Source organism: Cyanobium sp. CH-040, assembly GCF_024346135.1.
Classification (GTDB): Bacteria; Cyanobacteriota; Cyanobacteriia; order PCC-6307; family Cyanobiaceae; genus NIES-981.
Map to the genome: position 1 here is coordinate 24795 of NZ_JAGQCJ010000006.1, position 22020 is coordinate 46814.

Genomic DNA, 22020 nt, shown 5'->3' on the forward strand with positions numbered 1-22020 from the left:
CTCCCCATGGACCTTCGGCTGGTGCTGGTTGCCGCTCCGATCGTTCTGGCCGCCGGCTGGGCCGTGTTCCACATCGGCCGGGCCGCCGTGGGCCAGGTGCAGCTGATGATCAAGCGGGCCCGCGCCTGACGCTCCCTTGACCCTTCTGGTGATCGGTGCCGGCCTCGCCGGCACCGAGGCCGCCTGGCAGATCGCCCAAGCCGGCCTGCCCGTTCGCCTGGTGGAGATGCGGCCGGTGCGCCGCTCTCCCGCCCACCACAGCGGCGAGTTCGCCGAGCTGGTGTGCAGCAACAGCTTCGGCGCCCTGAGCAGCGACCGGGCCGCCGGCCTGCTGCAGGAGGAATTGCGCCGGCTGGGCTCGCTGGTGATCGGCACCGCCGATGCCCACGCGGTGCCCGCCGGCGGCGCCCTGGCGGTCGACCGGGGCCGCTACAGCGCCGCCCTCACCGCCGCCCTGGAGCAGCACCCGTTGGTGACGGTGGAGCGGCGGGAGCACACCGAGCTGCCCGGCCCCGGCGAGATCGCCGTGCTGGCCACCGGTCCGCTCACCAGCGAACCCCTGGCCGAGCAGCTGCGCGCCTTCACCGGCCGCGCCGACTGCCATTTCTTCGATGCCGCCAGCCCGATCGTGGAGGGTGAGAGCATCGACCTCTCCGTGGCCTTCCGCGCCTCCCGCTACGACAAGGGCGACGCCGACTACATCAACTGCCCCATGGATCGGGAGCAGTACCTCGCCTTCCGCGAGGCCCTGCTGGCGGCCGAACAGGCCGAACTCAAGGATTTCGAGCAGGAGAGCGCCCACTTCTTCGAGGGCTGCCTGCCGATCGAGGAGCTGGCCCGCCGCGGCGAGGACACGATGCGCTATGGCTCGCTGAAACCGATTGGCCTGTGGGATCCCCGCTGGGGCGACGTGAACGACCGCGACGTGCGCCGCGCCAACCGGGCCTATGCGGTGGTGCAGCTGCGCCAGGAAGACAAGGACGGCCGCCTCTGGAACCTGGTGGGCTTCCAGACCAACCTCAAGTGGGGCGAGCAGAAGCGGGTGCTGCGGCTGATTCCGGGGCTGGAGACCGCCGAGTTCGTGCGCTTCGGGGTGATGCACCGCAACACCTTCCTGGAATCGCCCCAGCTGCTCGATCCCACCCTGCAGTTCCGCCGCCGGCCCACGCTGCTGGCGGCGGGCCAGATCACCGGCACCGAGGGCTACGCGGCGGCCGTGGCCGGTGGCTGGCTGGCCGGCACCAACGCCGCCCGGCTGGCCCGGGGGCTGGAGCCGATCAGCCTGCCGCCCACCACGATGATCGGCGCCCTCACCCACTTCATCGCCGAGGCCCCCTGCGGCGGCGAAGGCAAGCGGGGTGGCTTCCAGCCGATGCCGCCCAACTTCGGCCTGCTGCCCGAGCTGCCGGAGCGCATCAGGGGCAAGCGCGAGCGCTACGGCGCCTACCGCGACCGGGCCCTGGCGGATCTCGAGCCCTTCCGGTCATGACCCAGGCGTCGCGCCGGATCGAACGGGCTTCCCTCAGCGTGGGGGTGATCGGCAATGTGCTCGGCGCGGTCGCCGGCATCGCCGTCTTCCAGATGTCGCGGTCGGAGGCCCTGCTGCTCGATGGGCTCTATTCAGCGGTGATGTGCGGCACCGGGCTGGTGGCGATGCAGGTCAGCGCCAATGCGGTGCGCCCCCCCACCCGCGCCTACCCCTATGGCTACGCGGGCCAGGAAACCCTCTACGTGCTCTTCCGCTCGCTGGTGCTGATCGGCGTGATCGGCGTGGCCGTGGTGCAGGCCTCGCTGGCGATCCTCTCCCACCTCCGGGGGGCGCCGGCGGAACCCCTGGTGCTCACGCCGGTGGCCTGGTACGTGGTGTGGATGTCGGCCCTGTGCCTCGGCCTGGCCTGGCGCCATCGGCGCGACTGGATCCTCACCAGGCGCCGCAGCGAGGTGCTGCGCAGTGAGTACCAGGCGGCGGTGCTGGATCTGAAGCTCACCCTGGCGGCAGGCCTCGCCCTGCTGAGCGCACCCCTGCTGGAGACCACCGTGCTGGCGCCGCTCGTGCCGATCCTCGATCCGCTGCTGGTGCTGGTGCTGGCCCTGGCGGTGATCCGCGACCCTCTGCTCACCTTCCAGGCGGCCATCAGCGAAGCCGCCGGCGCGGCCTGTGCACCGGAGCTGATCGCCCAGGTCCGATCCGGCATCGAGGAGCTGCTGAGCACGATGTCCGTGCGGCTGCTCGACCTCACGGTGATGAAGACGGGCCGCACCTACCTGGCGGTGGTCTACGTCCACCCCGAAGGCCCCCTGGACGCCGCCGCGTTCGACCACCTGCGCGAACGCGTGCAGGAACGCTGCCAGGCGCTGTTGAGCTCTCTCCTGTTCTGCGAGGTGATTCCCACCGCCCAGCCACCCTTCGTCCCTGCCGAGGACGACGGCTGAGCCCGTGCACAACGTCTTCGTGATGGCCCCCGAGGTGCGGGCCGCCTTCGAGAACGTGCGCCGGTTGGAGAGCCACCGCCTCGAAGGCTGGATGAATCCACGCGATGTGGATGTGTTCTGGCTGCGCTTCGAGCGCTATTTCGACGACCTCCACTACTCCCTCCAGGCTCTCTACGGCGATCGCTCCGACGCCCTCGAGCAGTTCGGCCGCCTGTTCGGGCGGATGGTGGAGGCCTACGCCCAGCGCCCCGATGCCCTGAAGGTGCTCGACCTGGAACGGCAGTTCACGCCCCGCTGGTTCCAGCGCACCCACATGGTGGGCTACACCTGCTACGCCGATCACTTCGCCGCTGATCTGCAGGGTGTAGGGCGCCGCATCGCCTACCTGGAGGAGCTCGGCGTCACCTATCTGCACCTGATGCCGCTGATGCAGCCGCGGCCGGGTGCCAACGACGGCGGCTACGCCATGGCCGACTGCCGCAGGGTGCGCCCCGATCTCGGCACGATCGACGACCTGCGCCAGCTGGCGGCGGAACTGCGGGAGCGGGGCATCACGCTCTGCCTCGATCTGGTGCTCAACCACGTGGCCCGTGAGCACGCGTGGGCCCGGCGGGCGCTGGCGGGGGAGGAGCGCTACCTCGGCTATTTCCACACCTTCGCCGATCGCTCCCTGCCGGATGCCTATGAGCGCACCCTGCCGGAGATCTTTCCCGACGACGCACCCGGCAATTTCACCTGGGTGCCGGAGATGGCGGACGGGGGGCGCTGGGTGTGGACCACCTTTCATGACTACCAGTGGGATCTCAATTACGGCAATCCCGAGGTGGTGCACGAGATCGTGGATCTGATGTTCTTCTATGCCAACCTCGGCGCCGGTGTGCTGCGGCTCGATGCCGCACCCTTCCTGTGGAAGCGGATGGGCACGAACTGCCAGAACCAGCCGGAGGTGTTCCTGCTGATCCAGGCCTTCCGCGCGATCCTGCGGGTGGTGGCCCCCGGCGTGATCTTCAAGGCCGAGGCCATCGTTCCGCCCGATGCGCTGATCCGCTACCTGGGGGTGAAGAGCACCGTGGAGAAGCAGTGCGAGCTGGCCTACGACAACCAGCGCATGGCGCTGCTCTGGAGCACTCTGGCCACCCGCAGGACGACGCTCATCACCCAGGCGCTGCACCGGGCACCCCAGCTGCTGATCGGCTGCGCGCCGGTGAACTACCTGCGCAACCACGACGACATCGGCTGGGCGATCACCGACGAGGACCTGGCCGCGGTGGGCGAGACCCCGCATCTGCACCGGCGATTCCTCAACGCCTTCTACACCGGCGACTTTCCCGGATCCTTCGCCCGCGGCGCCCTGTTCCAGGAGAACCCCGACACCGGGGACGCGCGCGTCACCGGCACCACCGCCTCCCTGGCCGGCCTGGAGGCGGCGCTGGAGCGCGGCGACGAGGCGGCGATCGAGCGCGCCATCCGCCGCATCCTGCTCCTCCACGCCCTGATCCTCGGCGCCGGCGGCATCCCCGTGATCCATATGGGGGACGAACTGGGTCTCACCAATGACCCCTCCTACGGCGCTGATCCCCTGCGCGCCGGGGACAGCCGCTGGCTCAACCGGCCCCGGATGGACTGGCAGCGGGCGCGCCAGCGCCACGACGGGCGCACCGTTCCGGGCCGGCTCTTCGGCGGGCTGCGGCGGCTGATCGAGGCCCGCCGCGCCACCTCCCTGTTCCATGGCTTCGGCCTGTTTCAGCCGCTCTGGACCGGCAACGAGCACGTGCTGGCTTACGCCCGCAAGCGGCCGGAGGGCACGGTGCTGGTGCTGGCCAACGTCGAGGAGTGCCCCCAGTCGATCGAGGCGGAGCTCCCCCGCCACGCCGGCCTGCCGGGGGAGCTCCGCGACCTGCTGGCCGCCGGAGCACCGCCGCCGCTGCGGGACGGTCGCCTCCAGCTCGAACCGCTCAGCTGTCGCTGGCTGGTGGACGGCTCCGAACCCTAGGGTCGCCGCACGCCCCGCCATCCGCACCGGTGACGCCAACCCCAGAGGCCCCCACCCGCAGCGCGAGCCCTGCCGCCGGATCGCCGGACGGGGGCAGCTGGGACGTGGTGGTGATCGGCAGCGGCATCGGCGGCCTGGTCACCGCCAGCCAGCTGGCGGCCAAGGGCGCGAAGGTGCTGGTGCTGGAGCGTTACCTGATCCCGGGGGGGAGTGGCGGCAGCTTCAAACGCGAGGGCTACACCTTCGATGTGGGCGCCTCGATGATCTTCGGCTTCGGAGAGAAGGGCCACACCAACCTGCTCACCCGCGCCCTGGCCGACGTGGGCCAGCACTGCGCCACGGTGCCCGACCCGGCCCAGCTCGAGTACCACCTGCCCGGCGGCCTGAATGTGGCCGTGGACCGCGACTACGAGCGCTTCATCGCCGACCTCACCGCCCGCTTCCCCCACGAGGCGAAGGGCATCCGCGCCTTCTACGCCACCTGCTGGCAGGTGTTCCGCTGCCTCGACGCGATGCCGCTGCTCTCGCTGGAGGATCCGGCCTATCTGGCCAAGGTGTTCTTCAGGGCGCCGCTGGCGTGCCTGGGCCTGGCCCGCTGGCTGCCGGTGAACGTGGGCGATGTGGCGCGCCGGCACATCAGGGATGAACAGCTGCTGCGCTTCATCGACATGGAGTGCTTCTGCTGGAGCGTGATGCCGGCCGACCTCACGCCGATGATCAATGCCGGCATGGTGTTCTCCGACCGCCACGCCGGCGGCATCAACTACCCGAAGGGCGGGGTGGGGGTGATCGCCGGGAAACTGGTGGCGGGGCTGGAGAGCCACGGCGGCGCCATCCGCTACGGCGCCCGCGTCACCCGGGTGCTGATCGAGGGGGAGGGGGGCGGCGCCCGGGCCGTGGGCGTGCAGCTGGCCAGCGGCGAGACAATCCACGCCCGCCGGGTGGTGAGCAACGCCACCCGCTGGGACACCTTCGCCACGCCGGAGGAAGCAGCGGACATCCGCCGCCCACGCTCCGCGGCACTGGTGGATGCCGCCCACACCCCGAAGGCAGAAGCCACCTGGCGGCGCCGCTACAGGCCCTCGCCGTCGTTCCTGTCGCTGCACCTGGGCATCGACGCCGCGGTCGTGCCCGAGGGCTTCCACTGCCACCACCTGCTGCTGGAGGACTGGGCCGACATGGAGGCCGAGCAGGGGGTGGTGTTCGTGTCGATGCCCACCCTGCTGGATCCCTCGCTGGCGCCGGCGGGGCGCCACATCCTGCACAGCTTCACCCCCAGCTCCATGGAGCACTGGCAGGGCCTGCACCCCACCGCCTACCGGGCCAAGAAGCAGGCCGATGCCGAGCGGCTGATCGAGCGGCTGGAGGCGATCCTGCCGGGGCTGAGTGGCGCCATCCGCCACCGGGAGATCGGCACCCCCCGCAGCCACCGCCGCTTCCTGGGGCGGATGGGCGGCAGCTACGGGCCGATCCCGGCCCTGCGCCTGCCGGGTCTGCTGCCGATGCCCTTCAACCGCACCGGCGTCCCCGGCCTCTACTGCGTGGGCGATTCCTGCTTCCCCGGTCAGGGGCTGAACGCGGTGGCCTTCAGCGGCTTCGCCTGCGCCCACCGCATCGGCGCCGACCTGGGCCTCAACCCCTGGCAGCTGCCGGCCTGAGGGCGGGTCGCTGCCACCCCGGCGGCGTCGATAGGCTGATTTGATGGCCTCCACCCCCCACCCCGAGAACGCGCCCCCCGGCGGCGCGCCCCAGCCCAGCTCCGAGCAGCTGGCCCGCTACCTGGAGCAGCGCGGCGAGCTGGGCAAGCCCTGGCTGCTGCAGCTGCTGCGCCTCACCAAGCTCAGGGAGGCCAAGGATTCCATGGACCCCCATGAGTACCTCGACAGGCTGGAGGAAGCCCTCGCCGATCTGATGCGGCTCGGTGAGTTCTGGAAGGGCCGGGAAGAGGAGGTGTTCGGTGGCCGCTACAGGCCCTCCGAACTGATCGAACCCCTGCCCGGCTCACCTGAGGACCGTTGAGGCCCGCCTGATGCCGGTGTCCGGCGCCGTTCCCCCTCCCCAGCCGACGGGCACCAGCCGCCATCCGATGGCGCCGCTGATCCGCCTCACCCTGCTCGCCCTCTACCTCGCCCTGGTGCTGCCCCTGCCCTGGCAGGCCCCGGCGGCCCTGCAGCCCGCGCTCTGGGCCGCTGTGGTGCTGGGCCTGGGGCTGGTGCTGGCCCTCACCAGCGAGCGGGTGGAAGTCGACGCCGACGGCATCCGCGTCGGTCATCCGGCCTGGTGCGCCTGGTGGCTGCGGCGCGGCTGGCAGCTGCCCTGGCAGGCGATCACCGCGATCACACCGGTCACCACCAGCCAGGGGGGCCGGGTGTTCTACCTGCGCAGCGGCGACGGCTCGTTTCTCCTGCCCCAGCGCGTGGCCCGCTTCGAGGCGTTCCTGGAGCGGCTGAGCCGGGAGACGGGTCTGGACACCAGCGGCATCGGCCGCATCAGCCCGCCCTGGACCTACCGATTGCTGGCCACCCTCAGCGCCCTGATGCTGGCGGGTGAGCTGGGCTGGGGGCTGACGCTGCTCGGGAGCTGAGGCTGCCCAGCTCAGGCGCTGAGGCTGCGCAGCGAAGGGGCCGGCCGCTGCGGGGCCGCCGACTCGCCGTCGGAGAGGGTTTCCAGGCTGAAGCGGTAGCCCTGCTGGCGCATGGTCTCGATGCCGCCACCCTCGCCCAGGCCGGCCTGCTCGAGCTTGCGGCGCAGGGTGAGCACCTGGGTGTCCACCGAGCGGGGGCCACCGCTGAAGGGCGGCCAGGCCATGCGCAGGAGTTCCTGGCGGGTGCGCACCACCCCCGGAGGCATCAGCAGGGCGCAGAGCAGGGCGAACTCCCGCGGGCTCAGCTCCACCGGCTGATCGCGCAGGGTCACCTGGCGCAGCAGCAGGTGCACTTCGAGAGGGCCGACGCAGACCCGCTCCTGCAGACCGGTGCCGCTGCGGCGCAGCAGGGTGCGGCAGCGGGCCGCCAGTTCCTCGAGACCGAAGGGCTTGCGCAGCACGTCATCGGCGCCGGCATCGAGCAGGGTCACCACCGGCTCGGAGCCGGAACGGGCAGTGAGCACCATCACCGGGCAATGGAGCTGGGCCGCCAGCCGCAGGGCGCTGCTCTCGTCCAGCAGTTCGGCGCTCACCAGCAGGTCGGGCGACTGGTCGCGGCAGAGCTGAAGCGCTTCCCGGGCCGATGCCACCGCCGCCGCCAGATGGCCGTCCTGACGCAACCGCTGGGCCAGCACCGTGCGCAGGGTGGCGTGGGGGTCGACGACGAGCACCCGCTTGGCGACTCCGTCAGCACCCCCTGGCGGTTCAGCAGATGGCAGGGGGGGCGGAGAGGAGTCGATGGGTGACATGGCCGGCGGGTGCCAGGTATCTGGAACCCCTGATCTGCACAACCTAACGGACCCCAGCGGCGGTACGGGTATCAGCCGCTGCCTTTGGCCGTGGCCCCACCCGGTCCGTTCGCCAGAATGCTTCCCAGCACCCTGGCCCCGATGACCGCGCTGCAGCACCCTGACGCCATCCGCCACTTCCAGTCGCTGTGCGATGCCTGTCAGGAACTGGCGCATCGTCACCACGGCCCGGCCGAGCTGCGGCTCTATGCCGATGGCTACCTGCATGCCCTGCGGCGCACGGCCGTGCTCGACCCGCTGGCGCAGCGCCGGCTGGAGGAGCTGGTGGAGCGCTGGATCCTCGACCCCTCCAGCTTCATCGGTGCCGACGGCGACCCGCGCAGCCTCTACGAACCCGGCCGCAACCTCTGATCGCGGTTCCGGACCGGGCGATGGCGGCCAGCTTCAGCTGGCCAGGGCCACCTCGAGCTGTTCACGGAGCTCACCGGAGTTGTACATCTCGATGAGGATGTCGGAGCCGCCGATGAATTCGCCCTTCACATACACCTGGGGGATGGTGGGCCACTCGGAATAGTCCTTGATTCCCTGGCGGATCTCCATGTCGGAGAGCACGTCGAAGGTTTCGAACGGCACGCCCATGGCATGCAGGATCTGCACCACGTTGTTGGAGAAGCCGCACTGGGGCATCAGCTTGGTGCCCTTCATGAACACGAAGACCGGGCTGCTGGCGATCAGCGATTCGATGCGTTCCTTGACGCTGGCGTCCATGACTCTTCAGCTGGGGGTGGATGTTTGCAGGGCCAGGGCGTGGATCGCCTCGCTGGCCAGTTCCTGGCGCAGGGCGCCGTACACGAGTTGGTGCTGCCGGATGCGGGAGAGGCCCGCGAAGGCACCGGAGACGACCTTCACCTGCAGGTGGTCGCCGCCACCGGTGAGGTCTTCCACCTCCACGGCGGCGTCAGGCATGGCGCGATGAATCGCCGCCTTGACCTGGTCGGGCTGGACCATCGGGCAGTTGGGGGAATGGCGGGAATCTAGATGCCGTGGCGGCCCGACTGGCTAGCCGCCGGCGGCCGCCTGGCCGGCGGTGTAGGGAGTGCTGGCGAAGCCGATCTCCACCAGGCTCTGGTAGGCCTGGCGACCCTCCTCGCTGGTGGGGGTCATCACCTTGACCACCTCCACCAGCAGCGGCACCGCCACCTCCGGCTGGTTCTGACGGCGGAACAGGGCGGCCAGACGCAGGTTGGTCTGGGAGAGCACCTGCAGGGTCTCCCGCCCCTTCTGATCCATCTCCCGCGGAATGCGGGCATCGAGACCGCGGAAGGAACCGCTGAGATCGCGGTAGAACCCCAGCAGCCGGCGGGAGAGATCCCGGGCCTGGTCGTAGAGGCGGCGGGCCTCGGCCAGATCGCCGCGGGCGGCGGCGGCGTCGCCGCGGGCCAGCAGGCCGCGCACGGCCTCCAGGCTGAGGGGATTGGCGACGGCGGCGCCGGCGGGAGCCCCCTGGGCCTGCACCGGCTGGAGAGCCCCGGCCCCGCCGGCCATCCCCACGGCCGCCAGGGTGAGCAGCGCCAGGGAGCACAGCCTGGAGCGGGTGCCCAGCCGAAACGGCCGTGGGCTGCCGCCTGACCAGCGGTTGGGGCTAAGCACGGGCGACCTGAGGATCATCGGCGGGCGAACTCTAAGGGGACTGTTCCCCCGCCTCCCGCGCCACCAGGGCGGCGGGGGCAGGGGCGGGACGCACCCGCAGCTCGGCCCGGCGCTCCTGCTGCAGGAGGGCCAGCGCCAGCTGCTCGGTGAACAGGGCGGCGGCCTCCCGTCCGGCCGTGTCGATGCGCATCGGCTCTCCGAAGCACACCGCCGCCCGGCCGCAGGGACGGGGCCAGGGATGGCCGTAGGCGATGCCCACCGGCACCACCTGCACGGGCACGCCGCGGCTGCCGGCCAGGGCCGCGATGCGGGCCAGGCCAGGCTGCAGCAGCATCGGCTCATCGGCGTGGCGGCGGATGCGCCCCTCCGGGAACACCACCAGCTGCTCGCCCGCCTCCAGCAGCTCCACCGCATGGCGCAGGCTGCCCAGGGACGGGCGCAGCTGGTTGACGGGAAAGCAGCCGAGTCGGCGCAGAAACCAGCCCTGCAGGCCCTCCATCTCGTCGATGGTCACCATGAAGCGGCAGTCGCGGCCGGTGGCGCGGCGGCCGGCGGCGTGGGGCAGCAGCAGGCCGTCCCAGCGGGCCCTGTGGGTGGGCGCCAGAAGCACCGGCCCCCGGCGCGGCACCCGCTCGATGCCCTCGACGCTGATGGCGCGAAACCACAGCGGCAGGGTGATGTCCTGGGTGACCAGCCTCGCCAGCGGGGCCAGCCAGGGGCTGATGCGGCTGCTGGTCACGGACGGGTGTTCACCGGCTGTTCAGGACGTTGCTGCCCACCGCTGAACCCATGGGAACGGAGTGGGGAATGGGGGAAGGCACCGGGTGAAGGACGCCGGCAGCACCGGGGCGTGATCGGGGCGTGATCGATGGGACGGGATGCACGGGCAGACTCCCGGACGCCCTGCGCATCGGTGGACGCGGGACTCGAACGGTAGGCAGCGCCGCCGCCGCTGCCGGCCCGCCGAGGGCAGTTGCCATTCCGGCGCAGCCCGGGTGCAGCCGCCGCGCTGCATAGGATCCGGGTTTGGCCGCGGGAGCGATGGCCAGCCTCGGCGTCAACATCGACCACATCGCCAACGTCCGCCAGGCCCGGCGCACGGTGGAACCCGATCCGGTCACCTACGCCCTGCTGGCGGAGCTGGGCGGCGCCGACGGCATCACCGTGCACCTGCGCGAGGACCGGCGCCACATCCAGGACCGCGACGTGGAACTGCTGCGGGCCACCGTGCGCAGCCGCCTCAACCTGGAGATGGCCGCCACGTCCGAGATGGAGGCGATCGCCCTGCGCATCCGTCCCGACATGGTGACCCTGGTGCCGGAGAAGCGTCAGGAGGTGACCACCGAGGGGGGCCTGGATGTGGCCGGCCAGCAGGCGGCCCTCACCGCGCTGGTGGGCCGGCTGCAGGGCGCCGGCATCGCCGTGAGCCTGTTCGTGGATGCCGAGGCCGCCCAGCTGGAGGCCAGCGCCGCCAGCGGCGCCCGCTGGGTGGAGCTGCACACCGGCACCTACGCCGAAGCCGCCTGGAGCCAGCAGCCGCGGGAACTGGCCCGCCTCAGCGAGGGCAGCTTCATCGCCCGCAGCCTGGGCCTGCGCGTGAACGCCGGCCACGGCCTCACCTATCAGAACGTGGAGCCGGTGGCGGCGATCGAGGGCATGGAGGAGCTCAACATCGGCCACACGATCGTGGCCCGGGCCCTGGCCGTGGGCCTGGAGCAGGCGGTGCGGGAGATGAAGGCGCTGGTTCAGAATCCCCGCCGCGACCCCCTGTTCGGCAGCACCCGCCCATGACCACCTACCACTTCGTGGCCGCCAGCGAGCGCTTCCTCACCGAGGAGGAGCCCCTCGAGGAGGTGCTGCGCGAGCGGGTGCGCCACTACGGGGAGCAGGGCAAGGCGATCGACTTCTGGCTGGTGCGCCGGCCCGCCTTTCTGGACAGTGCGGCGCTGGCGGGCCGCACGCAGACGGTTCCCCGGCCGGCCGCCGCGGTGGTGTCCACGGACGAGAAGTTCATCACCTTCCTCAAGCTGCGCCTGGAGTTCGTGTTCAGGGGCAGCTTCGAGGCCCCCAGCGCCGCCATTCCCGACGCCCTGGCCAGCGCCTGAGCCCCACGCCCGGACCGGCACCGTCCCTCAACCGCACCGACCCGCAACGGCGCCCACCCTCAGAAGAGCCCGAAGAAGCGTCGACGGGGTTGCTCGCCATCCGCCCTCTCCGTCTCGGCGTCGGGCTTGCGGCGCCCCTGACCGCCGTCCTGCTGGTAGCGGGGCTTGTTGTCGCCGATGGTGAGCAGCGCCTCCTTGTTCTTCCACCACACCCAGTCGCGGATGGGGGGGGTGTTGGCCAGTTGCTCGCGGGTGAGGCCGAGGCCCAGCTTGGCGGAGGCATCCAGCAGCACATCGAGCATCTGCTCGCCGTCGCTGCAGCGGGCCAGGGCCTCATTGGTGCGCTTGGCCCCGTTGAGCGCCTTCACCAGGGCCTTCACCCGCTGCGTCACCGGCATCGACTGAGGATCCATGGGCCATGCCCGGGGCAGCTGGGGCCGACCGTACCAAGGGCGGGCGACGAAACCAGGGGTTGGATGACAGGTGACCCGCCGGCGTTCAGACTGTGTTCATCGCCACAATCCGATGCAGCCCCGCTCACGTCCAGCCCGTCACTGGGTCGTCGGGGACGTTCATGGCTGCGCCGAATCCCTGCACCGGCTGGTGAGCCTGCTGCCGGCCGACGACCGGCTGGTGCTCTGTGGCGACGTGATCAACCGCGGCCCGCAGATCCGCCGCGCCATGGAGCTGGCCTGGGACCTGGTGCGCAGCGGCCGTGCCGTGTGGCTGCAGGGCAATCACGAGGCCGATCTGGTGGCCGACCTCCGCCGCGACGACCCCCAGAGCCTCACCCGCCTGGCCGGCTGCGACACCTACCGGCAGCTGGGTGGTCCTCTCTGCCGGCTCTGGCGGCGCCGCCTCGAGAGCCTGCCCAGCGTCTATCCGGGCCGCGGCTGGGTGGCCACCCATGCCGGCTTCGATCCCCACAGCTGGCAGCCCGACCTGAACATCAGGGCCCCGTTCTGGCACGCCTACGACGGCCGCTACGGGCAGGTGGTGGTGGGTCACACGCCTGGCCTCAGCGTGCGCCGCCATGGCGCCATCGTGATGGTGGACACCGGCGCCTGCTACGGCGGCGAACTCACCGCCTACTGCCCGGAGACCTCCGCCCTGGTGCGGGTGCCGGGGCCGCAACCGGCGCTGCCGCCGGCGCTGCCCCCCGCCATGCGTGCCCAGCTGGAATCCCTGCAGGCCAAGCCGCCCCTGCTGGGCGCTCCGCGCTGAAGGCCTGCAGCCTTGCTCACCGTCTTCCGCAGCAACAGGGCCGAACTTCTCGCCAGTGTGCTGGCCACCCAGCTGCGGCTGGCCCCACCGCCTCCCTTCGAGCAGGTGCAGGTGCTGGTCAACACCTGGCCCACCAGCCGCTGGCTGGGGGAGCAGCTGGCCCTGGGGCTGGGCGATCCCGAGGCGCCCTTCGCAGATGGGGTGGCCGCCAACCTGCGCTTCCCCTTTCCCGGCACGCACCTGCGCCAGCTGGTGGATCAGCTGCTGGCCGATGCGCCCGGGCCCGCGCCCGCCCCGGACCGGGACCCCTGGCGGGCCGCCGACCTGGTGTGGCCGCTGCTGGACCTGCTGCCGGCGCTGATCGCCCGTCCGGAAGCCGCGGCGCTGCGGCGCTGGCTGGCACAGCGGGGCCCGGGGGATGGAGCGCCACCGCCCGGGGACCGGCTGGCCCTGGATCGGCCCCTCTGGCAGCTGGCCCGCGCCATCGCCGACGCCTTCGACGACTACACCCTCTACCGCCCGGAGCTGCTGGCGGCCTGGCTGGACGGCCGGGCGCTCGACGACCGGGGGCAGCCCCTGCCCGCCGCGCAACGCTGGCAGCCGCTGCTGTTCGGGGCCCTGGCCGAGCGGCTCGGCCGGCCGCCCTTCGGGCTGCAGGTGCGCACGGCGATCAGCAGGCTGCAGGAGGCCGCCGCCGGTGCCGTCCCCCTGGCGCGGCCGCTGCCCGATCCCGTGCGCCTGTTCGGCCTGAGCAGCATGGCGCCCGTGCAGGTGGAGCTTCTGCAGGCGCTTTCCGGCCTGGTGCAGGTGGAGCTCTACCTGCTCACCCCCTGCCGCGAGCTGTGGCGCCGCGGCGACCGGGCCGCCGGCGCGCCCCTGGGGGAGGACTGGCTGCTGGAGGCGCCGCGGCTGGAGGCGCGCTTCGGCCGCCTGGGGGCCGAGTTCCAGCAGCTGCTGGAGGGCACCGGCGCGGAGCAGCTGGGCCGGTGGCAGGAACGGGATCTGTTCGTGGGTGCCGCCAGCGCGGCGGAGCACGCCGGCCGCAGCCCCACCCTGCTGGAGCAGCTGCAGGAGCAGCTGGTGGATCCGGAGCTGCGGCGGGCGCTGGAGCTGCGCGCCGACGACCAGTCGCTGGAATTCCTGGCCTGCCCGGGGCTCCTGCGCCAGGTGCAGATCGTGCGCGACCGGGTGTTGCAGCTGATGGCCGCCGATCCCAGCCTCGCCCCCCGCGACGTGCTGGTGATGACGCCCCAGGTGGATGCCTTCGCGCCGCTGGTGGCGGCCGTGTTCGGCGATGGGGCCGCCACCGGCGTGGCGTTGCCCTGGCGCCTCACCGACCGCAGCCAGCAGAGCGATCCGGGCATCGCCCAGGGGCTGCTCGCCCTGCTGGAGCTCGGTGGCGAGCGGCTCACCGCCTCGGCCTTCGAGGGGCTGCTGGCCTGCACGCCGCTGCTGGCGGCCCACGGCATCGACCCGGGCGAGGCCGGCGCGATCGTCGCCCTGCTGCAGCGGGCCGGGTTCCGCTGGGGCCTCGACGGCCGCGCCCGCGGCGGCGATCCCGCCCACAGCCTCGCCTGGGCCATCGACCGGCTGGTGCTGGGGCTGGTGCTGCCGGAGCAGCCGGGTCTGGCGCCGGCCGACACCGCGCCGCTGGCCATGGGCCTCAGCCTGGACGAGCAATCGCGCTGGCTCGCCCTGCTGCTGGGGTTGCGGCGGGCCCTGACGCAGCTGGAGCAACCCCGCACCCCCGCCGGCTGGGGGGCTCTGCTGCGCCAGCTGCTGCCGGAGCTGTTCGGCGACGGGGGCGAGCGGGCCTGGGACCTGCAGGCCGTCCACAACGCCCTGGCTGACTGGCTGGCGGCGGCCGGCGCCAGCGCCCTGGAGCTGCCGGCCGCGGTGGTGGCCGAGGTGCTGGGGGAGCGGCTGGCCGCCGACAGCGGCCGCTTCGGCCACCGCTCCGGTGCCCTCACGGTGAGCGGTCTGGAGCCGATGCGCGCCATTCCCCACCGGGTGATCGTGCTGATGGGCCTCGATGGCGGCAGCTTTCCCCGCCAGCGGGAGCGGCCCGGGTTCCACCTGATGGAGCACGGGCGCCGCCTCGGCGATCCCAGCCCCGCCGACCAGGACCGCTACGTGCTGCTCGAGAGCCTGCTCTCGGCCCGCCAGCACCTGCTGATCACCTGGAGCAGCCGCGACAGCCGCACCGGCGAGAACCTGATGCCCTGCACCCCCGTGCGCCAGTGGCTGGCGCTGCTGGAGCAGGAGCTGGGTGCCGAGGCCATGGCCCGGGTGCTGCGCGAACCGGCCGCCAATCCCCTGGAGCGGCGCAACTTCCTCACCGAGGCGGGGCGGCCGCCGATCTGCAGCGACCGGCGCCTGCTGCAGGCCCGCCGTCTGCTGGAGGAGGGGCGTTTCGCGCCGCCGACGCCCCTGGCCCGACAGCCTTCGGCTGCGGCGGCCGGCGCCGTGATGCCGACCACCGAGCAGGCCGCCCACGCCGACCTGCTGGCCTGGCTGCAGGCTCCCCAGGCCGCGTGGCTGGAGAGTCTTGGTCTGCGGCCCCGGGAATGGGCCCAGCAGGTGCTGGATCGCGAGGCCCTCGCCCTGGACGAGCGGCAGCGCGCCCGTCTGCTGCGCGAGGCCCTGCAGCGGCCCGAGCCGGAGATGGCTCCGGACTGGGTGGCGGAGCAGCGCGGCCGGGGCATCCTGCCGGCCGGCGCCGCCGCGCACCTGGAGGCCGGCCGGCTCGATCAGCGCTGGCTCTCCCTGCAGGCGGTGCTGCGGGAGCTGGGCGAGGAGCGATCCGGAGAGGCGACCGCGGCCGGTCTTGCGGCCACGCTGAGCTGGCGCGGCGGCCGGCTGGTGCTGGTGCACACCGCCCGGCCGCGGCCCGCCAAGCGGCTGGAGCTGTGGCTGGTGCTGCTGCTGGCCTGCGCCGCCGATCAGCAGCCCCGTGAAGCCCTGCTGGTGGGCCGCGACGGGCACGCGTTCCGGCGGCTGGAGACCCTCACCCCCCTGCCGGCCGCCGCCGCCGCCGTCCGGCTGGAGCAGCTGCGGGAGCTGCGCGAGCGGCACCGCCAGCGTTGCTGGCCGGCGCCGCCGCTCACGGGCTGGGCCTGGGCCGAGGCCGAGTGGCGCCGGCCGGGCAGCGGCTTCAGGGCGGCCGTGGGCGCCTGGGAAGGGGGCTTCGGGGGGCCGGGCGAACGGGAGGAGGAGGTGATGGCCTTCTGTTTCGGCAGCGGCACCACCACCCGGGAGCTGCTGGGCGGGGACTGCGGGCCGGCCGCCCAGCAGCTGCTGACCCCGCTGCTGGAGCAGCGCAGCGTGGAGAAAACGGGAGGCCGGAGGCGGTGAGCACAGCTGAGAGCGCAGGGGTGGCGAGCGAGGCGTTGCCGGACTTCGACGCCAACGGCCTGCCCCTGGAGCCGGGGGTGCTGCTGCTGGAGGCCAGTGCCGGCACCGGCAAGACCTTCGCCCTGGCCCACCTGGTGCTGCGGCTGGTGACCCGCCCCGCCGCCCCCCTCCCCCTGGAGCGCCTGCTGGTGGTGACCTTCACCGAGGCGGCGGCGGCGGAGCTGCGCGACCGCATCGCCCGGCGTCTGCAGCAGGCCCTGGCGGCGCTGGAGGTGGAGGCCGGGGCTCCGTGCGCACCGGCCGTGGATGCCCTGCTGGGGCAGTGGCTGGCGGAGCAGCCCGGCGACGGGCACCAGCGGCAGCGCCTGCGCGGGCTGCTGCTGCTGGCGCTCGAGGCCCTCGACCGGGCCGACATCACCACCATCCACGGCTTCTGTCGCCGCACCCTGCAGCGCCAGGCGCTGGAGGCGGGGCTGGGGCCCGCGCCGGAGCTGGAGAGCGATGACGGCGAACGGGCCGCCGAGGTGATCCACGACCTCTGGCAGCAGCAGCTGCTGCGCCTGCCTCCGGGACTGCAGGCGGGCCTGGAGCGGCAGGGGATCACCCCGGAGCTGCTGGAGACGCTGCTGCTGCGCCTCGACGGCGATCCGGCGCTGGAGCTCGACCCCCTGCCGGCGGAGCTCGGCCCCGCGGCGGAGCTGGCCGACCGGCTGCCGGCCCTGTGGGAGCAGCGCTGGCGGACCTTCAGGGCGGCCTGGGGGGAGCGCGCCGAGGCCCTCGAGCAGGCCTTCCGCCAGGCCGCGGCCGACCTGCGCTCCCGCGGCGCCACGGACACCAAGCCCTACGCGGCCAGACCCACCCGCGACCGGGTGGCGGAGGTCAACGCCTGGATCGGCGCCTGCGAGGCCGCCGGGGCGGTGCCGGGCTACGGGGAGGTGCTGGAGCAGGAGCTGCTGCGCGACTACTTCCATCCGGCCCCGTTCACCAGGCGGGCCGCCGGCTGCGAAGGCGAGGCCGTGACGCTGCCGGAGCGGCCCCTGCTGGAGGCGATCGCCGCCCTGGTGGACGGCCCGGCCGAACTGGTGCTCCTCCACGCCCTGCACCGGGGCCGCGCCGAGCTGGCGCGGCGGCGACGGGCCAGCGGCCGCATGAGCTTCGGCGACCTGCTGGCCGCCCTCGATCCCGGCCCCGATGGAGACCGGCAGCAGGCCCTGCTGGCGGCGGTGGCGGACCGCTACGGGGTGGCCCTGATCGACGAGTTCCAGGACACCGATCCGATCCAGTGGCGGATCCTGGAGCGCGCCTTCGTGGCCCCCGCCGGCGAGCCCCCCCGCCACCTGCTGGTGATGGTGGGGGATCCCAAGCAGGCCATCTACCGCTTCCGCGGCGGCGAGCTGGCCACCTACCGCCAGGCACGTCAGCGGGCGGATGCCGTCTATGGGCTGCGCGAGAACCGGCGCTCCTCGGCGCCCCTGGTGGCGGCCCTCAACGCCCTGATGGCCCCCGGCCTGGAGCGCTCCCGGCTGCCCGTGCCGGCGGTGCTGGCGCGGGCGGAGAAGGGTGAGCTGCTGCTGGAGCCGGATGAATCGCCCCTGCAGCTGCTGCCCCTGGGCGACGACGAGGAGATCCCGGCCCAGGTGGCCGCCCTCTGTCTGCAGCTGCTGCAGCGGGATCTGCAGCTGCAGATCCCGGGGGCGGCCGGGGAGCTGCGCCGGCGGCCCCTGGGCCCGGGCGAACTGGGCCTGCTGGTGACCAGCCACCGCCAGGCCGAGCTGCTGCGCCGTGCCCTCGAGCAGCGGGGCCTGCCCAGCCGGCTGGTGAGCCGCGGCGATGTGCTGGCCAGCGAGGCCGCCGCTGCCCTGCAGCGGCTGCTGGATGCCCTGGCCGATCCGGGAGACGGGGGGCGGCAGCGCCTGCTGGCGGCCTCGCCGTTGCTGGGCTGGGTCGCGGCACAGCTGGCGGAGGCCCCCGCCGCGGACTGGGAGCGCCTGGCCGACCGGCTGGCGCAGCTGGCCGGCCGGCTGGAGCACGACGGGCTGCTCGCCTGCCTGGGCGACCTGCTCAGCACCGAGGGGCTGGCCCGGCTGTCCCTGGGAGGGCGGCTGCTGGCCGATCTGCAGCAGGCCGCCGAACTGGTGCAGGAGCGCATGCATCAGCTGGGCCTGGGGGCGGCCGCGGCCGCCGACTGGCTGCGCCACCAGCGGCTCGAGCCGGAGCGGCGCGTGCCGGAGGAGCGCCAGCTCAACAGCACGGCTGCCGATGCCGCCATCGCCGTGGTCACCGTGCACCGCAGCAAGGGGCTGGAGTATCCGGTGGTGATCTGCCCCTACCTGTGGCGGGCCACTGCGGCTCCCACCGGCAGCGCCGGCGAACTGGGCCGGCGCTGGCTGCCGCCCGGCGCCGGCGCACCGCGGCTGGATCTGCACCGCTCCCCCCACTGGGGCCGGGGCCGGCAGGCGGCCCAGGCCGACCTGGCGGCGGCGCAGCAGGAAGCCGAGCGCCTGGCCTATGTGGCCGCCACCCGGGCGCGCCACCTCCTGGTGCTGGGCTGGCGTGACGACGAGCGCCACAGCGCCAATCCCCTCGCCCCCTGGCTGCTGGCCGGCGGGCAGCTGCGCAGCGGCGCGTCGCTGCCCCTGGCGCTGCTGGATCCGCAGCGCCTGCCGGCGGCCGGGGAACGCTGGCGGCCACCAGCCCCCGAGGGCGCGCTGCAGGCCGGCCCCCTGCCCGGCCACCGCCTCGACACCAGCTGGGGCCGCAGCAGCTACTCCAGCTGGGTGCACGGGGGCGCCGATGCCCCCCCTGCGGCCCTGGAGGAGGGACGGGACACGGGCGACGAAGCCGGCGACGACAGCGGCGCCGATGCCGGCGAGGGTGCATCGGCAGATGAGGGTGCAGCTGGAGATGCTGAAGGCTGCGCGGAAGGTTGGGACCGTCAGGGGCCCCTGGCCGGCTTCCCCCGGGGCGCCGGGCCCGGTGAGGCGCTGCACCGGATCCTGGAGCGGCTCGACTACGGCCGGAGCGCCCTGGAGCCGGAACCCCAGATCCTGATCCAAGCCGAGCTGGAACGGGCCGGGCTGGCCCAGGAGCAGCCGCAGGCCCTGGCCCTGGGCCTCGAGCGCCTGCGGCTCACCCCGCTCGGGGGCGCCCTCGGCCGCTTCCGGCTGGCGGAGCTGGCCCCGCAGGAGCGGCTGAACGAGATGAACTTCGACCTGCCCCTGGCCGTGCCGACCGGGACGGACGGTCGGCGGGACGCCACCCACCGCCAGGCCCCGCCACAGGTGCGCAGCGCCGCCCTGGCCCGCTGTTTCCGCACGCACCCGGGGGGCCTGTTCGGCACGGGCTACGCCGACCGCCTGGAGAGCCTGGAGATCGCCGGGCGGGGCTTTCTCACGGGCTCGATCGATCTCGTGTTCCGCCAGGGCGAACGCTGGTGGGTGCTCGACTGGAAGAGCAACTGGCTGGGGGAACGGGATGCCGCCGGGGCCCCGATGGCCTGCGGCCCGGCCCACTACGGCGAGCGGGCGATGGCGGAGCTGATGCGTGCCAGCCACTACCCCCTGCAGGCCCATCTCTATCTGGTGGCGCTGCACCGCTACCTGCGCTGGCGGCTGCCGGGTTATGCGCCGGAGCAGCATCTGGGCGGCTACGTGTATGTGTTCCTGCGCGGGGTGCCGGGCCCGGAGCCCCGGGCCGAGGCCCTGGCCAGGGCGGGCGGCACGGTGCCGGGCGTGCTGGTTGAACAGCCGCCGCCGGCTCGGGTGCAGGCGCTCGATGCGCTGCTGCGGGAGGGGGGGCGATGAGCCCCGGTCTGGCGCTGGCCGATGCCCTGGTGGAGGCGCTGCCGCGCCTGTGCACCCCGCAGACAGCATTGGATCCGCGGCTGGGCGAGCTGATCCGGGCTCTTGCCGAGGCCCTGGAGGGGGGAGCGCTGGAGCTCGATCTCAGCGCGCCGCCCCCCGAGACACTGGATGCCCGGCACTGGCCGCAGGGCTACCGCAAGGTCCTGCAGAGTTCAGGGCTGGTGGTGGCGGCCGACGCCCTGGAGAGCGCGCCCCAGGCGCCGCTGGTGCTGGCGGGTGAGCGGCTGCGCTGGCGCCGCTGGCACCTGCAGCTCGAGCACACCCTCGCCGCGCTGGTGCGGCGGGCCCGCCAGCCCCTGGCCCGCCCCCCCCTGGCCGATCAGCTGGAGACGGCGCGCCGCGAGGCCGCCGCTGCGGGGCTGGATCCCGCCCAGCAGCAGGCCGTGACGGCGGCCCTGAGCCAGCCGCTGCTGCTGCTCAGCGGCGGGCCGGGCACCGGCAAGACCAGCACCGTGGTGCAGCTGCTGCTGGCGCTGCAGCGCCACCAGCCCGGGCTGCGCCTGCAGCTGGCGGCCCCCACCGGCAAGGCGGCGTCGCGGCTGCGGGAGGCGATCGCGGCCGGCAGCGCGGGGCTCGAACCGGCCCTTGCCGCAGCACTGCTGGCGGCCCCCTGCACCACCCTGCACCGGCTGCTGGAGAGCAGCGGGGAGCGTTTCGGCCGCGATGCCCGCCGGCCGCTGGAGCTCGATCTGCTGGTGGTGGACGAGGTGTCGATGGTGGACCTGCCGCTGATGACGGCCCTGCTCGAAGCCCTGCCGGCGGGCTGCCGGCTGGTGCTGGTGGGGGATGCCGGCCAGCTGCCGCCGGTGGGCCCGGGCGCGGTGCTGCAGGAGCTGATGCGCCCCCGGAGGCTGGCGGAGCTCGGCCCTGCGGCCGTGGAACTGCGCACGGCCTATCGCAACGCCGGTGCCATCGCCGCGATCGCCGCCGACCTGCGGCAGGCCGGCGCCACACCGCTGCAGGTGCTGGAGCCCCGGCTGCGGGCCCTGGGCGCCGACGCCAACCTGCAGTGGCGCCAGGCCCCACCCCGGCAGCCTCCGGCCGAGGCCCTGGCGGCGCTGCGGCAGCACCAGCGCCGGCTGGGCGCCCTGGCGGCGGCCCTGGCGGATGCGGGCGCCCGGGCACTGCTGGAGGAGCTGGAGCGCTGCGTGCTGCTCACCCCCGTGCGCCTGGGCCAGTGGGGCGTGGCGGGCATCCACCGGCAGCTGCTGGGGGATGCCGCCGGGAGGGCGATCACCCACTGGCCCCTCGGCACACCGGTGCTCAACCGGCGCAACCTGCCGGAGCAGGGTCTGGCCAACGGTGATGTGGGGGTGCTGGTGGCCGCAGCCGACGGCCGGCGGGTGCTGTTCCCCGGTGGACGGCTGCTGCATCCGGCGCTGCTGGGGCAGGCCGAACCGGCCCTGGCCCTGACGGTGCACAAGTCGCAGGGCAGCCAGTACGGCACCGTGTGGCTGCTGCTGCCGCCGGGCCGCGACTGGGACGCCAGGCTGCTCTACACCGGCCTCACCCGTGCCCGCCAGCGGGCGTGGCTGATCACCCCCGGCTGAGATCCCATGCCGCCATCCGAGCCACCGCCGCAGCGGCACGACGTCCGGGTGGAACGGCCCTGGGGATGGTTCGAGACCCTGGGCGGCGGCCCGGGCTACCTCGTGAAGCGGCTGTGCATCAACGCCGGCCGGCGCCTCAGCCTGCAGCGCCACCGCCACCGCTGCGAGCACTGGGTGGTGGTGGCCGGCGACGGCTGGCTGGACTGCCAGGACAGACGGGTGGCGGCCGGACCGGGCACCAGCCTGTGGATCCCGCAGGGAGCGGTGCATCGGGCCACGGCCGGCGACCTCGATCTGGTGATCGTGGAGGTGCAGCGGGGCTCGCCGCTGCGGGAGGACGACATCGAGCGCCTGGCCGATGACTACGGCCGCAGCGCAGCTGGCCTGGGCTGCTGATACGATTCGCAATCAGCCCGCTGCATGGGCTGCTGTTTTCAGAGCAAGCCAGACAACGG

At 73.4% G+C, this 22020-nt stretch carries 21 protein-coding genes; 15 read left to right on the top strand and 6 right to left on the bottom strand.

Annotation, left to right across the window (positions count from 1 at the left end; translation table 11 throughout):
• Positions 1-6 precede the first annotated feature (6 nt).
• The 7 genes from KBY90_RS07165 (at position 7) to KBY90_RS07195 (ending at position 7010) form a co-directional block, all read left to right on the top strand.
• Positions 7-129, top strand: a complete 123-nt coding sequence (locus KBY90_RS07165; protein WP_254967842.1) for a photosystem II protein Y — start codon at positions 7-9, stop codon at positions 127-129.
• A gap of 7 nt (positions 130-136) precedes the next feature.
• Complete coding sequence (gene trmFO / locus KBY90_RS07170; protein ID WP_254967843.1) at positions 137-1489, top strand: FADH(2)-oxidizing methylenetetrahydrofolate--tRNA-(uracil(54)-C(5))-methyltransferase TrmFO; 1353 nt, start codon at positions 137-139, stop codon at positions 1487-1489.
• Positions 1486-2433 carry a cation transporter gene (locus KBY90_RS07175; RefSeq protein WP_254967844.1) on the top strand — a complete coding sequence of 316 codons (948 nt, stop codon included), beginning with the start codon at positions 1486-1488 and terminating at the stop codon, positions 2431-2433. Before trmFO ends, KBY90_RS07175 begins: the two co-directional genes overlap by 4 nt.
• Before the next feature lie 4 nt (positions 2434-2437).
• Positions 2438-4426, top strand: coding sequence for an alpha-amylase family glycosyl hydrolase (locus KBY90_RS07180; RefSeq protein ID WP_254967845.1), 1989 nt, complete (start codon positions 2438-2440; stop codon positions 4424-4426).
• 104 nt (positions 4427-4530) lie between these two features.
• Positions 4531-6084, top strand: a complete 1554-nt coding sequence (crtH, locus tag KBY90_RS07185; RefSeq protein WP_254967989.1) for a carotenoid isomerase — start codon at positions 4531-4533, stop codon at positions 6082-6084.
• Between the two features lie 43 nt (positions 6085-6127).
• Positions 6128-6445: a hypothetical protein gene (locus tag KBY90_RS07190; protein WP_254967846.1), complete on the top strand. Its 318-nt coding sequence runs from the start codon at positions 6128-6130 to the stop codon at positions 6443-6445.
• A 67-nt stretch (positions 6446-6512) separates the two neighbouring features.
• On the top strand, positions 6513-7010 hold the full coding sequence (locus KBY90_RS07195) for a hypothetical protein (RefSeq protein ID WP_254967990.1): 498 nt from the start codon (positions 6513-6515) through the stop codon (positions 7008-7010).
• Between the two features lie 11 nt (positions 7011-7021).
• Here the strand turns inward: KBY90_RS07195 and KBY90_RS07200 are convergent, their stop codons facing one another.
• Positions 7022-7819, bottom strand: a complete 798-nt coding sequence (locus KBY90_RS07200) for a response regulator transcription factor (RefSeq protein WP_396122551.1) — start codon at positions 7817-7819, stop codon at positions 7022-7024.
• Positions 7820-7960: 141 nt separating this feature from the next.
• Here KBY90_RS07200 and KBY90_RS07205 point away from each other — a divergent pair, with 141 nt between their 5' ends.
• Positions 7961-8230 (top strand): DUF6761 family protein, encoded by a 270-nt coding sequence (locus KBY90_RS07205; protein WP_254967847.1) that lies wholly within the window; start codon positions 7961-7963, stop codon positions 8228-8230.
• Positions 8231-8263: 33 nt separating this feature from the next.
• Here the strand turns inward: KBY90_RS07205 and grxD are convergent, their stop codons facing one another.
• The 4 genes from grxD to KBY90_RS07225 form a co-directional block, all read right to left on the bottom strand.
• Positions 8264-8587, bottom strand: a complete 324-nt coding sequence (gene grxD / locus KBY90_RS07210; protein WP_254967849.1) for a Grx4 family monothiol glutaredoxin — start codon at positions 8585-8587, stop codon at positions 8264-8266.
• Positions 8588-8593: 6 nt separating this feature from the next.
• Entirely contained in the window at positions 8594-8827 is a 234-nt protein-coding gene (locus KBY90_RS07215) for a BolA family protein (protein ID WP_254967850.1), read from the bottom strand.
• A gap of 51 nt (positions 8828-8878) precedes the next feature.
• Positions 8879-9364 (bottom strand): tetratricopeptide repeat protein, encoded by a 486-nt coding sequence (locus tag KBY90_RS07220; protein ID WP_396122553.1) that lies wholly within the window; start codon positions 9362-9364, stop codon positions 8879-8881.
• A 136-nt stretch (positions 9365-9500) separates the two neighbouring features.
• Positions 9501-10208, bottom strand: coding sequence for a 1-acyl-sn-glycerol-3-phosphate acyltransferase (locus KBY90_RS07225; RefSeq protein WP_254967851.1), 708 nt, complete (start codon positions 10206-10208; stop codon positions 9501-9503).
• A 302-nt stretch (positions 10209-10510) separates the two neighbouring features.
• On the opposite strand from KBY90_RS07225, the gene KBY90_RS07230 reads away from it, so the two are divergent.
• Both KBY90_RS07230 and KBY90_RS07235 read left to right on the top strand, forming a co-directional pair.
• On the top strand, positions 10511-11260 hold the full coding sequence (locus tag KBY90_RS07230) for a pyridoxine 5'-phosphate synthase (protein ID WP_254967852.1): 750 nt from the start codon (positions 10511-10513) through the stop codon (positions 11258-11260).
• Complete coding sequence (locus KBY90_RS07235) at positions 11257-11574, top strand: MgPME-cyclase complex family protein (RefSeq protein WP_254967853.1); 318 nt, start codon at positions 11257-11259, stop codon at positions 11572-11574. Before KBY90_RS07230 ends, KBY90_RS07235 begins: the two co-directional genes overlap by 4 nt.
• 59 nt (positions 11575-11633) lie before the next feature.
• Here KBY90_RS07235 and KBY90_RS07240 read toward each other — a convergent pair whose 3' ends face one another.
• A complete protein-coding gene (locus KBY90_RS07240) occupies positions 11634-11987 on the bottom strand; it encodes a hypothetical protein (protein ID WP_254967854.1) in 354 nt (117 codons plus the stop codon).
• 190 nt (positions 11988-12177) lie between these two features.
• Between KBY90_RS07240 and KBY90_RS07245 the strand changes: the two genes are divergently transcribed.
• From KBY90_RS07245 to KBY90_RS07265, 5 genes are read left to right on the top strand one after another with little or no spacing between them, the layout of a single operon-like run.
• Complete coding sequence (locus tag KBY90_RS07245; protein WP_396122552.1) at positions 12178-12798, top strand: metallophosphoesterase; 621 nt, start codon at positions 12178-12180, stop codon at positions 12796-12798.
• Between the two features lie 12 nt (positions 12799-12810).
• Entirely contained in the window at positions 12811-16152 is a 3342-nt protein-coding gene (locus KBY90_RS07250; protein ID WP_254967856.1) for an exodeoxyribonuclease V subunit gamma, read from the top strand.
• Positions 16149-19955, top strand: coding sequence for a UvrD-helicase domain-containing protein (locus KBY90_RS07255; RefSeq protein ID WP_254967857.1), 3807 nt, complete (start codon positions 16149-16151; stop codon positions 19953-19955). Before KBY90_RS07250 ends, KBY90_RS07255 begins: the two co-directional genes overlap by 4 nt.
• Positions 19952-21565, top strand: coding sequence for an ATP-dependent RecD-like DNA helicase (locus KBY90_RS07260; protein WP_254967858.1), 1614 nt, complete (start codon positions 19952-19954; stop codon positions 21563-21565). Before KBY90_RS07255 ends, KBY90_RS07260 begins: the two co-directional genes overlap by 4 nt.
• A gap of 6 nt (positions 21566-21571) precedes the next feature.
• A complete protein-coding gene (locus tag KBY90_RS07265; RefSeq protein WP_254967859.1) occupies positions 21572-21961 on the top strand; it encodes a phosphomannose isomerase type II C-terminal cupin domain in 390 nt (129 codons plus the stop codon).
• The last annotated feature ends 59 nt before the right edge of the window (positions 21962-22020 follow it).

Coding starts and splice junctions, on each gene's coding strand:
- KBY90_RS07165 (WP_254967842.1), top strand. CDS start 7: ATGGACCTTCGGCTGGTGCTGGTTGCCGCTCCGATCGTTCTGGCCGCC.
- KBY90_RS07175 (WP_254967844.1), top strand. CDS start 1,486: ATGACCCAGGCGTCGCGCCGGATCGAACGGGCTTCCCTCAGCGTGGGG.
- KBY90_RS07190 (WP_254967846.1), top strand. CDS start 6,128: ATGGCCTCCACCCCCCACCCCGAGAACGCGCCCCCCGGCGGCGCGCCC.
- KBY90_RS07195 (WP_254967990.1), top strand. CDS start 6,513: ATGGCGCCGCTGATCCGCCTCACCCTGCTCGCCCTCTACCTCGCCCTG.
- KBY90_RS07200 (WP_396122551.1), bottom strand. CDS start 7,819: ATGTCACCCATCGACTCCTCTCCGCCCCCCCTGCCATCTGCTGAACCG.
- KBY90_RS07205 (WP_254967847.1), top strand. CDS start 7,961: ATGACCGCGCTGCAGCACCCTGACGCCATCCGCCACTTCCAGTCGCTG.
- grxD (WP_254967849.1), bottom strand. CDS start 8,587: ATGGACGCCAGCGTCAAGGAACGCATCGAATCGCTGATCGCCAGCAGC.
- KBY90_RS07215 (WP_254967850.1), bottom strand. CDS start 8,827: ATGGTCCAGCCCGACCAGGTCAAGGCGGCGATTCATCGCGCCATGCCT.
- KBY90_RS07220 (WP_396122553.1), bottom strand. CDS start 9,364: ATGGCCGGCGGGGCCGGGGCTCTCCAGCCGGTGCAGGCCCAGGGGGCT.
- KBY90_RS07230 (WP_254967852.1), top strand. CDS start 10,511: ATGGCCAGCCTCGGCGTCAACATCGACCACATCGCCAACGTCCGCCAG.
- KBY90_RS07235 (WP_254967853.1), top strand. CDS start 11,257: ATGACCACCTACCACTTCGTGGCCGCCAGCGAGCGCTTCCTCACCGAG.
- KBY90_RS07240 (WP_254967854.1), bottom strand. CDS start 11,987: ATGGATCCTCAGTCGATGCCGGTGACGCAGCGGGTGAAGGCCCTGGTG.
- KBY90_RS07260 (WP_254967858.1), top strand. CDS start 19,952: ATGAGCCCCGGTCTGGCGCTGGCCGATGCCCTGGTGGAGGCGCTGCCG.
- KBY90_RS07265 (WP_254967859.1), top strand. CDS start 21,572: ATGCCGCCATCCGAGCCACCGCCGCAGCGGCACGACGTCCGGGTGGAA.